Below are 11699 nucleotides of genomic sequence, written 5' to 3' on the forward strand. Positions count from 1 at the left end.
GGTGGGCCTGGTAGGGCAGAGGCCCGCCGAATGGATTCCGGCGGGCCGAACACCGCTCCTGGCGCCTACTTGAGGAGGTAGGCCTTGATCACGGTCTGCTTGAAGGAGTTGCCTGCGGCGTCCTTCACGTACGTGCGCAGCGAGACGGCGCCACCCGACGGGTGGCGCGGGTGCTTCACGGACACGGTCCGCTGGTCACCGAAGCCCTTGACCTTGGCGTCGTGCCAGGTCTTGCCCTCGTCGTAGGAGACCTCGGTGGTGAAGGTGCGGATCGGCGTCTGAGCGGCGCCGACGGGGCGTTGGATCTGGACCGGGATATCGAACGAACGTCCGCTCTTGGCCCGGTTCCACTCGTCCAGCTCCGGCGACATCCGCACCGCGTACAACGGCAACGCCTGCTGTTGCGACGTGGTCTGCGACCGGAACCGCCATTCCGCCCGCAGGTCCGTGGAGATGGAGGAGCCGGGAGCGAGGTCGCGCTGCTGCCGGAACGTCAGACGGTAGTCGGCCGGGGCGGCGTCGGCCGGCACCTCGGCCTGGTCCCCGGCATGCGGGACCGGTTCGCCATTGCGCCGCAGCTCCCAGGTGCGCTGACTGCCCGTCGTCGTGGTGGCCGAACGGTCGAGGTTGCCGTTGGCCGCATCGTTCATGATCCACGTCATGACGTCGCCGTCACGGTGAGTTCGCATGTCCACGGGGGAGAAGCCCATGGCCTGCACGCCGTTGTTCCAGCGCTCCTCGACCACGGTGCCGCCCTTGTAGCTGTGCGGGACGCTGACGAACGTCTGTCCGCGAACCTCCGGGTCCATCATGGACGCCTGGATGAAGACGGTGTCCCAGCTCGCGCCTTCGTGCGCCGAGAAGTAGTCCACCCGACGGCTCGGAAGCGGAATGCCTTGCACCGCGTGTCCGCCCGCAATCAGGGCGCCGCCGACTCGCATGTAGACGTAGCGGTCGGCGGTGGTCCCCGGTGCGGTCGCGGCGAAGGTGGAGTTCACCGTGGCCAGTTCCGACTTGCGGGGGTGGTAACCGGGATCGGCCGGGATGCCGCCCTGCACCGGCCGAAGGAGGTAGTACGCCGGGGACGGGTTCGTTCCGCCGGAGCCGGGCTCAGCCCAGGTGGTGTTGATGACATAGGCGAACTTCGAGTTCTTGACCCGCGCCGTCGGGACCGCGTACACGCCCTCGACGCGGTCGCCACCGATGACGTCCTGCAGGTACGGAGACGACTCCTCGCCGCCGAGGCCTATGGTGCCGACGCGGGCCGACGCGATGCGGGCCGAGCGGCTCGGGGCCGACGCCGTCACGGGCTTCGCCTGCCGGGCGTCGATGGTGACGCTCCGGTCTCCGCCCATGACGATCTCCGGCGCACCCACCACGGTGGTCTCGGTGAGTGACTCGTTCAGGAAGAATCCGCTCAAGGAGTAGGTCTTACCCTTGAGCACCCTCGTCACCAGCTCGGTCTGACCGCGCAGTGTCAGGTCGTGCCGTACACCGTCGGCCGAGGTGAGCAGCAGGTTGGCATAGGCGGGCGCCTTGCCCGACCGGTCCTTGAGGTTGAGGCGGAGGTCGTAGGACGGCTGCTCGACGTCGATGCCGAGCGGGGTACGCACCGAGACGGACTTGTCCGCGGTGGAGGCGATGACGACGCCGCTGAGAGCGCCGTAGACCGTGGTCGCTTCCGGGGTCGCGGTGAGAGTGACGTCCGCGAAGCCGTGCGCGGGCACGGTGACCTTGTCGCTGCTGAGGCGGAACAGGTCCTTGGGTGCGGGCCTGCTCGCGAGGTACGTCACATTGAGCGCGAGGTCGAAGGTGAGCGGCTCGCTGCCCGGGTTGCGGTAGGTGAGCGTCTTGCTGACCGGCGGCCGGCCGCTGTCGGAGTAGCGGACGTGCCCGAAGGACAGTCCGGAGGGTTCGGCGGTGACCTGCTGGGTGATGGCCCGGGCGATGTCGACGCGACCGGCGCCCTGGTAGTAGGCACCGCGCTCGAAGCCGCCGGTCGTGGTCTGCATCAGCTGACGCTTGACCTGCTCCGGGGTCCAGTCGGGGTGCTGCTGGAACAGGATCGCGGCGGCGCCGACGACGTGCGGGGTCGACATCGACGTACCGGACAACTCGGTGTAGCCGTCCTCGGCGGTGGTGCCGCCCGCCTTGGCGGCGACGACATCGACACCGGGTGCGACCAGGTCGGGCTTGAGGCCGAAGTCGCCCACCCGCGGGCCGATCGAGGTGAACTTGGCCAGATCGTCGTGGATCTGGGTGGCGCCGACGGCCAGCGCACGATCGGCGGAGGCGGGGGAACTGACCCTGCTGCTCGAACCGCCGTTGCCGGCTGCGGCCACGACCAGGGTGTCGAAGTCACGGGTGACCGTGTCGACCATGGCCTCGAGGACGTCGATCCCCGCAGTGTCCGTATCGCCCACGCTCAGGTTGATCACCTTGGCGCCCTGCTGGGCGGCCCAGGCCATACCCTCGATGATGTCGGAGTTGTCGCACCAGCCGTTCGCGGTGCACACCTTGCCCGACAGGATCCGCGCGCCGGGCGCCACACCCTTGTACGTGCCGCCGGAGGCCGCGCCGGAACCCGCGACGGTCGAGGTCACATGGGTGCCGTGGCCGTTCAAGTCATCGGTGTTCGGCTCGGCGGTGAAGTTCGCCGATCCGGCGATGAGGCCCTTGAGGTCAGGGTGGTTCGCATCGAAACCGGTGTCGAGCACCGCGACCTTGACCCCGTCGCCCTTGTAGCCCTTCTCCCAGGCCTGCGGCGCTCCGATACGCGCCACCGTCCGGTCGAGCTGGACCTTGGAGCGGCCGTCGAGCCACACCCGCTGGATGCCCGCCCCGAAGGAGTCGGCGCCCGCCTCGGCAGAAGTGATGCCCTTCCAGAAATCCGCCGCGCCCTTGCCGTCTTCGCTGAGCGTCGCGAAGGAAGTCCCGGATATGGTGCGGACCTTGCCGGCACCGGCCGCGGTCAGGCTGCGCCGTGCGGCATCCGCCGCCCCCGCGTACTCGACGATCAGCGGCAGGCTCGCCCGGTCCGCGTACTTCTCCTCGACCAGCGCCGAAACGTCGAACAGGGCCTTGTCGATGCGGTCCGCCGCCAGCAGCGGAAGCACGTCGAGCGGGATGACCGTCCAGTTGCCACCGTCCTGACGCTGCAGGAACCTGATGTGCTCCCGTCCTTGCGCGGGCTCCACCGCAACGCTCTGCCGACCTGCCGGGCCGATCGTCAGCGTGACACGATCACCGGTGATCAGTGTGACATCGTGTTGGGTGGATCCGGCTGCCGCCGTCTCTCCCTGGACCTCCGAACCGGCCTGTCCGGCTGTCCGGTCGGCGCTCTGAGCAGCACCAGGCGTGGCTGTCATTCCGGCCAGCAGGGCCACGAGCGCGGCGCCGACCACGTACTGCGACCGAGGTCTGTGGGCCTTTGGGCCCAACCTGTCGTTCCTCTTTCCCATGGTGTGACAGCGTGACATGTCAGATGGCTGCAGGGCACGGCTTCTCGCTGTCCAAAAGCGACACGTCACATCTACGCCACGCAGACACGGGTTGAAACGGTGCGCACGGTGACGACAGTCAAATTCTCGGCCCTGAGGGGACCGAGCTTGTGGGCTCGGTTCTGGGGGCCGGGACGACAAGTGGAGGGCGGCCGGCTGCCGCATGGTCCCCTGAGTCCTGTCCCGTCCTGACGGTGGGACCGGGGCGATTGACCGCGCCCCGCTGCCACGCGGCATCGGCCCGGGGGCGATGTGGCGGAAGCCGTTGTGGCGGACTTGGTGCGCTTCCTCTGGAGCTTCTTGCGCAGGTCGTGGGTCCGTTCGCGGTGCCGGTCGACCTGGCGGCCGGACATGATCCGGCCGTCGGGAGGTGGTGGCGATGTCGACGATGCCGAGATCGACGCCGAGCCGGCCGCCAGGGCGATGTCGTCCAAGGGGCGGCGGTTTGACGGCCGGCCGATGCGGGCCGGCCGTCGGTGCCATCGCGAGCGGAGCCGACGCGACGGCCGGCTTTGGTTCAGACCCGGCCGGTGATCAGGTAGTCGACCGCGCGATCGAGGGTCTGCGGGGAGTTGAGGAACGCGGTGTGGCCCACACCGTCCCAGGTGAGGAGCTTCGAACCGTCGATCTGCGAGGCCATCCCCTCACCCCAGTGGTGCGGCGTGGCCGGGTCGTGGGTGCCCGCCACCACGAGCAACGGCGGGGTACCGGTCACCGGGATCTCACCCCACGGGTTCGCCGCCTTGATCGGCCAGCCGAGGCAACTGGCCTGGATGTCCCAGCCCTCGACGTAACCGCCGGTGACCGGGGCCAGCCGGCGTGCCTCCGCCAGGCGGGCGGTGAACTTCTCGTAACTGACTTTCCCCGTGGGCATGTCGTGGCAGGCGATCACCCGGTACGCGGGGCTGGGTGAGCCGACCGTGGCGAAGGCGGCGGCGTTGGTGGAAGCGTCGGCGAGGTCCTTCGCCAGTGCACCCCAGGAGCTGCGGAAGATCAGCTTGGAATAGGCGCCGAAGCCGATCTGGTCCGCGGTCACGCCGTTGGGGAACCCGGCGGCCGGCAGCGGAGCGCGGTCGAGCAGCGCTCGGTACTCGGCCCTCACGTCGCGGCCGTACAGCGCGCAACTCTGGTCGGACTCGCACCAGTCGGCGAAGACGCCGAACGCGTCCTCGGCCCCGGCCGCGTCGTCGGAAGCGAGCCTGCGGGATCCGATGGAGTGGTCCAGGGCTCCGTCCAGCACGGCGGCCCGGACCCGCTCCGGGAACAGTCGGGCGTAAGTCGCGGTGAGTACGGTCCCGTAGGACAGACCGAGCCAGCTCACCTGCCGTTCGCCGAGGGCCTTGCGCACCAGGTCGAAGTCGCGGGCCGCGCTGACCGTGTCCACGTGGTCGATGAGCGGGCCGGTGGCCCGCCGGCATCCTTCGGCCACGCTGCGGTTGTAGGCGATCAGCCGGTCGTAGGCGGCGCGGGTTTCGGGGTACCGCCCGCCGTCCATTTCGGCGGTCGGCTTCTCACAGGCGATCAGTGGGCGGCTGTCACCTATGCCGCGTGGGTCCACCCCGACGATGTCGAAGCGCTCGCGCAGTTCAGCGGGGAACATCTGCGTCGCCATGTCCCGGATCCAGGGGCGGGCGGCGTTGCCCGGCCCGCCCGGATTGAAGAACACGGTGCCGATCCGTTGCGCGGGATCGGCCGCCTTGAGTCGACTCACCGCCACGGTGACGGTCCCGGCAGACGGCCGGGACCAGTCGAGCGGCACCGGCAGCGAGGCGCACTCGGCGCCCTGTGTACCGCAGGCTTGCCAGCTGAGCGAAGAAGTGGCGGGGGCGGCGGCCACGGGGGGCGTCGCGGCCGTGACGGTCGGGGCGACGACCGCCGTCAGCGCGGCCACCACCAGCGCGCGCACTCGTTTTCTCATCACGTTCTCTCACTTGTAGCGCAGTCGAGGGATGACCGGGTGGTGTGAACCCCTCGCTCACCCAGCCGGTCGGTATTGCACTCAGGCCGGACCGGCCGGAACCAGGCCTGCCCGCCGAAACGTCGACGCACCGGGCCCACGCCCGGCGGTCGGGAAGGGTTCCAGGCCGTACAGGGCAGACGCCGCGTCGCGCGGTCGCAGAGGGGTGGCCGAACCGTGTGCCGACATCAGTGTCAACACAGTGGCAAACATGGTCCCGAGGACAAGGACCCTGAGCCGACGGTGAGTTGCAGAGGTAGTCTGGCACCGCAACCCTCGGACCGGCAAACATTTGACCGAACCGCCCCGAGGTCCGGTGGAGATTTCAGATTGTGGTTGTGACCTGTGGTTTCCTGGAGTTGCAGCGGCATTCATGCCCGGCGCTTGCAGTGCTTCTGCGCGCGAGCCGTTTCTACGCGTATGAGAGGGCGTTACGTCCGTTTCCGGTAGCGGCCTCGTCCGGGTTGGGGGAGGAAGCCGAGGCCGGGTGAGGCGTCCGAGACAGCTGCGGGTGACGTTCAGGGCCGGGGCGTTCGGTGGGCATGCCGAGGAGTTCGGGCGGTTCGCGGCCACGGAAATGCCTGCCGGGTGCCTGTTGGAGGCGTTCCCGATGGCCTGGTAGGCAGTGCTCGACTCGGGCGGATCCGGTGCGTCCCCGGTGGTGCGAGTTCGGTGATGACCTTCCGGGTGGTGGCCAGGTCCGCGAGACGTGCTTCGGCCTCGGTGAGAGCGGTGGTGAAGTGCTGCATCTGGCCGCGTAGTTCGCCGACCGGGCGGCGGCCTCGGGAGCTTCGGTTCACCGCAGGTCAGTACGAGGCCGAGGCCCTGCGAGCCGGAGAGGACCGCAGTTGGGAGTGGCCGGCAGGAGCTGTCGCGCGGCTGATTGAGGCGGGCTGAGGGGGACGCGGGGACTGGCTTGTCAGGTGGGACTGCGAGTTGGAAGGCGTCTGGGCCTCCCGCAAGGAACCCGACGCTGGAGACAAGTTCCCTCAGGAACCCACTCGGTGGGCCCCTGCATTCACCTCGGTCCGGAGGGCCGAACCGGCCAGGGCGGCGACGGCGGACGTGCCTGTGGGCCAGCCCCTGGAACCGCTGCGGAATACCTTCAGGGGAAGATGCCTCTTGAGCCGCCTGCTTGACCGAGCGGGACGCCTCTTCGAGCAGACAACGTCCTTTGTTGTTTCCACTGCCGTGGGGACCAGTTGGGGACCACACGGTGTTCGCGACCCTGAACGGCACGCGCACGGACGCACGCCCTGCGCTCTAGTCCTGCCTGATATGTGCAGGTGGTTCCTTGGCCCTCACTCCTGGGGGTCAAGGGGTCGCAGGTTCAAATCCTGTCGTCCCGACGTGAAAGATGAGGGCACGCGCTCGTCGGACTCACCGGAACTCGTGGGTCACCGTTATCTCGCCCACGATGTGGGAGTTGAACTCGTCCAACTCCTCGGCCGGGACCCACAGTTCGAGGATCGTCCGGCCGCCCGCCTGTTGGACCGGGTAGCGGCGGAGGAACTCCGAGTCGACCTCGAAGCGGGTGACATAGCCGGCGCCGTCGTGTTTGACGTTCCAGTCGCGGGCGATTTTGACGGCGTAGTCCTCGTCGAGGACCGGGTAGAAGATCGGCTGCTCGGGGAGGCGGGGCGGCCAGGCGCGCCAGGCGAGGTTGCGCACCAGCTCCAGCTCTTTGGGGCCGGTGGGGCGCCACAGGGTCGTCGTCGCTCGCGGCATGGTCATGGAAGTCACCCTTGTGTATAGCGTGCGGCGACCTCGGTGAGGTAGCCGCGGAGCATCGTCTTCGCCTCCTCCAGGAGGGCCGTGTCGCCCTCGGGGGCTCGGCGGAACGCCTCCTGGGCCAGGGCGTCCGCGGTGAGGATCGCGGCGGTGGCGGCCCTGATGAGCGCCTCGTCGTCGCGGGCGACGCCCAGCGCGAGCAGGACGCGGCGGATCCCGTCGGCCATCCGGTGCTTGTGCTCGCGGTCCGCGGCGCGGGTCCGCTCGGTCAGCCCGCTGCCGAACCACAGGGCGCGGAAGCCGTGTTCGGTGCGGTAGACGTGGGCGTAGGTGTCGACGAGCACGCCCACGGGATCGTCCCACCGCTCTTCGGCCGCCGCCCGGACCAGGTCGTCCATCACGGCTTCCAGGCGGGCGAAGTAGCCCGTCGCCAGGGCGTCGATGATCGCGCCGCGGTCGGGGAGGTACTGGTACAGCGAGCCGACCGACACCTTCGCCTCGGCCGCGACCCGCGTCGTGGTGAGCGCCTCCACGCCGTCGGCGACCAGGATGCGCTCGGCGGCCGCCAGCAACAGGGCCAGCCGGGCCTTGCTGCGCGCCTGCCGGGGGGTGCGGCGCAGGGGGGTGCCACCGGTGGTGCCGCCGCCGTTACCCGCTGTCGGCTGGGCCAAGGAAACCTCTCCAAACCTGAACGTGACTTTGTTTCAGGTTTACGCTACCTTCGCGCCCATGACCGCCTCAAGCTCGGCGCTGAGTCAGGAGCGGACCGCCGTCGCGGACGCCTGTCGGCGTCTGGGGGCCGAGGGCCTCCTGATCGGCACGGCCGGAAACGTGAGCGTCCGGGTCGAGGACCGGGTCGCGATCACCGCGACCGGAGCGGTCCTCGAACGACTGACCCCGGACCAGGTGACCGTGGTCGACCTCGACGGGAAGATCGTGGCCGGGGAGCTGCGGCCGACCTCGGAACTGGATCTGCACCTCGGCGTCTACCGCCGCTACGGCACCGGCGCCGTCGTCCACACCCACGCCCCGATGTCCACCGCCGTCTCCTGCGTGCTCGACGAACTGCCCTGCATCCACTACCAGTTGCTCGCACTCGGCGGCACCGTGCGCGTCGCGCCGTACGCCACGTTCGGCACTCCCGATCTCGCGGCGTCGGTGATCGCCGCGCTCGACGGCCGCAGCGCCGCGCTGATGGCCAACCACGGTGCGGTCACGCATGCGACGAGCCTCGACAAGGCCGTCGAGCACGCGCTGCTGCTCGAGTGGGCCTGCGGCGTCTACCAGCGCGCCGCCGCCATGGGGCAACCCCGGGTTCTCGACGAACGGCAGCAACTCGCCGTCATCGAGGCCGCGATCGCCCGCGACTACGGAACCACCCACCCCGTACCACCCGCGCAGGAGGAAAGCCGATGAAGGGGGAGCCGATGAAGGTCTTCACGATGGGCGTGCATGTGCTGGACGTCCTGGTACGGCCCGTGGAGGAGATACCCGAGGGCCAGGGCGCGACGCTCGTCGAGGACATCCGGATGACCGCCGCCGGAACCGCGGGCGGCACCGCACTCACCCTCGCCAAGCTGGGCGCGCAGGTGCGCAGCGCCGGCGCGATCGGCACCGACCCGACCGGCGACATGCTGGTGCAGCTGCTCCAACGGGCCGGTGTGGACACCGAGTTCCTCGTCCGCCGCACCGACACCGCCACCTCCGCGAGCGTGCTGCCGATCCGGCCCAACGGCGACCGTCCCTCGCTGCACCTCCTCGGCGCGAACATCACCTACGGCCCGGACGACGTCCCCTGGGACGCCCTCGCCGAGGCCACCCATCTCCACCTGGGCGGCCCGGAGTTGATCGGCGTGGACGTCGCGACGCGCATCCTGTCGTTCGCGAAGGAGCACGGCGTCGTCACCTCCGTGGACCTGCTCGCCCCCGGAGTCCTCGGCAGCTTCGAGCAGTTGGAGGCGGCCCTGCCGCACATCGACCATCTGCTGCCCAACGAGGACCAGGTCCTCGGCTTCACCGGCGAGAGCGACCTGCTGGCCGGCGCGCGCAAGCTCCTCGACGCCGGTGCGGGCGTCGTCGCCGTCACCCGCGGCGGCGACGGCGCGCTGGTGGTGACCGCGGACGGCGCGGAACCGGTTCCCGCGTTCGTGATCGACGTCGTCGACACCACGGGCTGCGGTGACGCGTTCTCGGCGGGCTATCTGCGCGGCGTGAGCCTGGGCCGGACGCCGAGCGACGCCGCCGTCCTCGGCAGCGCCGCCGCGGCCCTCGTGGCGCAGGGGCTCGGTAGCGACCACGGCGACTTCGACCTCGCCGCGGCCGACGAGTTCGCCGCGACGCAGAAGTCCCGCACATGAGGTGAGATCAGGCGACCACCCGGCTCCCGGCGTGGTCGTGGAAGCCGCGGCCGGACTTCCGGCCGAGCAGCCCCGCCTCCACCATGCGCAGCAGCAGTGGCGGCGGGGCGTGCAGCGGATCCTTGAAGTCGGCGTACATGGCCTCGGCGATCGCGGTGAGCGTGTCCAGGCCGATCAGGTCGGCCAGGCCCAGCGGCCCCATGGGGTGGGCGCAGCCGAGGACCATGCCGGTGTCGATGTCCTCCGCCGAGGCGTGCCCGGACTCCAGCATCCGGATCGCGGACAGCAGGTAGGGCACCAGCAGGGCGTTGACCACGAAACCGGCCCGGTCCTGGGCCAGGATCACCTTCTTGGCCAGCACCCCGGTGACGAACTCTTCTGCCCTGGACCGGGTCTGAGGGGCCGTCAGCAGTGACGGCACGATCTCCACGAGCTCCAGCACCGGCACCGGGTTGAAGAAGTGCACGCCGATCACCTGGTGCGGGCGGGCGGTGGCCATGCCCAGTCTCATGACGGGCAGGGAGGACGTGTTCGACGCGAGGAGGGCGTCCTCGCGGGCGACGATCCGGTCGAGCTCGGCGAACAGCTCGACCTTCACCTTCTCGTCCTCCGTCGCCGCCTCCACCACCAGATCCCGGTCGGACAGTTCGGCGAGGGCGGTGCCGACCCGGACCCGGTCCAGCGCTGCGTCCCGCTCCGCGGCCGAGAGCTTGCCGCGCCGGACACCGCGGTCGAGGGAGGCGGCGATCCTGGCCCGGCCCGCCTCCGCTGCCTGCGGGCTCAGCTCGTGGACGACGACGTCCAGGCCGGCACGGGCGCAGACCTCGGCGATGCCCGCGCCCATCAGCCCGCAGCCGACGACCCCGACCCGCCGGATGTCGGCCGACGGCCGGGCAGCTTCGGCCGCCGGCCCCGGCGTGCCGGTCACCGGAAGGCCGCCTGCCCCGTCAGGGACTGGCCGATCACGAGGGTGTGCATCTCCACGGTGCCCTCGTAGGTCAGGATCGACTCCAGGTTGTTGGCGTGCCGGATGACCGGGTAGTCCAGCGAGATGCCGTTCGCGCCCAGGATCGTGCGCGCGGTCCGGCAGATGTCCAGCGCCGTCCGGGTGTTGTTGAGCTTGCCGTAGCTGACCTGCTCGGGCCGCAGCCCGCGGTCGTCCTTGATCCGGCCGAGGTGCAGCGCCAGCAGCGTGCCCTTGGACAGTTCGAGGGACATGTCGGTCAACTTGGCCTGCGTCAGCTGGAATCCGCTGATCGGACGGCCGAACTGGACCCGGTCGCCGGCGTAGGCCAGGGCCGCCCGGAACGAGGACCGCGCGGCGCCCATCGCACCCCAGGCGATGCCGTACCGGGCCTCGTTGAGGCAGGACAGCGGGCCGCGCAGCCCACGGACCTCGGGCAGGACGGCCGTCGCCGGCAGCCGTACGGAATCCAGGACCAGCTCGCTGGTCACCGACGCCCGCAGCGACATCTTGTGCTTGATCGCCGACGCCGAGAAACCGGGGGTGTCCGTGGGGGCGACGAAGCCGCGCACGCCGTCGTCCGTGCGGGCCCAGACCACGGCCACGTCGGCGACCGAACCGTTGGTGATCCACATCTTGCGGCCGTCCAGGACCCAGTCTCCGCCGCCGTCCCGACGGGCGACCGTGCGCATGCTGCCGGGGTCGGAGCCGGAGTCGGGCTCGGTCAGCCCGAAGCAGCCGATCGCCGTGCCGGCGGCCAGTCGCGGCAGCCACTCCTCCTTCTGCTCCTCGGAGCCGAAGGCGTGGATCGCGTACATGGCCAGCGAGCCCTGCACGGACACCAGGGAACGCAGCCCGGAGTCGGTGGCCTCCAGCTCCAGACAGGCCAGTCCGTAGTCGACCGCGCTCATCCCCGCGCAGCCGTACCCTGCCAAGTGCATGCCCAGCAGGCCGAGTTCGCCGAGTTCCTTGGTGAGCCCGCGGATGTCCTCGATGGCCCCCTGCTCGAACCACTCGGCGATGAACGGGTCGACGCGCCGGTCGCAGAAGGTGCGCACCGCGTCGCGCACGGCGCGCTCGTCCGGCGTGAGCAGGCTGTCGAGTTCGAGGAGGTCGAGCGGGTCGGCCGGGCGCCCGGCGTGCGGTGGTGCGTGCATCGTCAGTCTCCAGAAGAGGGTCGAAGCCGGGTC

At 70.2% G+C, this 11699-nt stretch carries 8 protein-coding genes; 2 read left to right on the forward strand and 6 right to left on the reverse strand.

Going from position 1 to position 11699, the window contains the following annotated elements:
* Positions 1-65 precede the first annotated feature (65 nt).
* From ACWCPF_RS31400 to ACWCPF_RS31415, 4 genes are all read right to left on the reverse strand, one after another.
* The gene (locus ACWCPF_RS31400; protein ID WP_451048479.1) at positions 66-3197 is read right to left on the reverse strand and encodes a S8 family peptidase; all 3132 of its coding nucleotides are present in this window, start codon (positions 3195-3197) and stop codon (positions 66-68) included.
* A gap of 820 nt (positions 3198-4017) precedes the next feature.
* Positions 4018-5418 (reverse strand): alpha/beta hydrolase, encoded by a 1401-nt coding sequence (locus ACWCPF_RS31405; RefSeq protein WP_451048480.1) that lies wholly within the window; start codon positions 5416-5418, stop codon positions 4018-4020.
* A gap of 1419 nt (positions 5419-6837) precedes the next feature.
* A complete protein-coding gene (locus ACWCPF_RS31410; protein WP_451048481.1) occupies positions 6838-7191 on the reverse strand; it encodes a hypothetical protein in 354 nt (117 codons plus the stop codon).
* A gap of 5 nt (positions 7192-7196) precedes the next feature.
* Positions 7197-7859 carry a TetR family transcriptional regulator gene (locus ACWCPF_RS31415; protein ID WP_451048482.1) on the reverse strand — a complete coding sequence of 221 codons (663 nt, stop codon included), beginning with the start codon at positions 7857-7859 and terminating at the stop codon, positions 7197-7199.
* A gap of 58 nt (positions 7860-7917) precedes the next feature.
* On the opposite strand from ACWCPF_RS31415, the gene ACWCPF_RS31420 reads away from it, so the two are divergent.
* Positions 7918-8604, forward strand: coding sequence for a class II aldolase/adducin family protein (locus tag ACWCPF_RS31420; RefSeq protein WP_451048483.1), 687 nt, complete (start codon positions 7918-7920; stop codon positions 8602-8604).
* 11 nt (positions 8605-8615) lie between these two features.
* Positions 8616-9545 carry a carbohydrate kinase family protein gene (locus tag ACWCPF_RS31425; protein ID WP_451048524.1) on the forward strand — a complete coding sequence of 310 codons (930 nt, stop codon included), beginning with the start codon at positions 8616-8618 and terminating at the stop codon, positions 9543-9545.
* A 7-nt stretch (positions 9546-9552) separates the two neighbouring features.
* On the opposite strand, the gene ACWCPF_RS31430 is transcribed toward ACWCPF_RS31425, so the two are convergent.
* Entirely contained in the window at positions 9553-10473 is a 921-nt protein-coding gene (locus tag ACWCPF_RS31430; protein ID WP_451048484.1) for a 3-hydroxybutyryl-CoA dehydrogenase, read from the reverse strand.
* Positions 10470-11666 carry an acyl-CoA dehydrogenase family protein gene (locus ACWCPF_RS31435; protein ID WP_451048485.1) on the reverse strand — a complete coding sequence of 399 codons (1197 nt, stop codon included), beginning with the start codon at positions 11664-11666 and terminating at the stop codon, positions 10470-10472. Before ACWCPF_RS31435 ends, ACWCPF_RS31430 begins: the two co-directional genes overlap by 4 nt.
* Positions 11667-11699 lie beyond the last annotated feature (33 nt).

Source organism: Streptomyces sp. NPDC001858 (genome assembly GCF_053594615.1).

Excerpts from the sequence above, each read along its gene's own strand:
- ACWCPF_RS31405 (WP_451048480.1), bottom strand. The coding sequence starts at position 5,418 with ATGAGAAAACGAGTGCGCGCGCTGGTGGTGGCCGCGCTGACGGCGGTC.
- ACWCPF_RS31410 (WP_451048481.1), bottom strand. The coding sequence starts at position 7,191 with ATGACCATGCCGCGAGCGACGACGACCCTGTGGCGCCCCACCGGCCCC.
- ACWCPF_RS31420 (WP_451048483.1), top strand. The coding sequence starts at position 7,918 with ATGACCGCCTCAAGCTCGGCGCTGAGTCAGGAGCGGACCGCCGTCGCG.
- ACWCPF_RS31425 (WP_451048524.1), top strand. The coding sequence starts at position 8,616 with ATGAAGGTCTTCACGATGGGCGTGCATGTGCTGGACGTCCTGGTACGG.
- ACWCPF_RS31435 (WP_451048485.1), bottom strand. The coding sequence starts at position 11,666 with ATGCACGCACCACCGCACGCCGGGCGCCCGGCCGACCCGCTCGACCTC.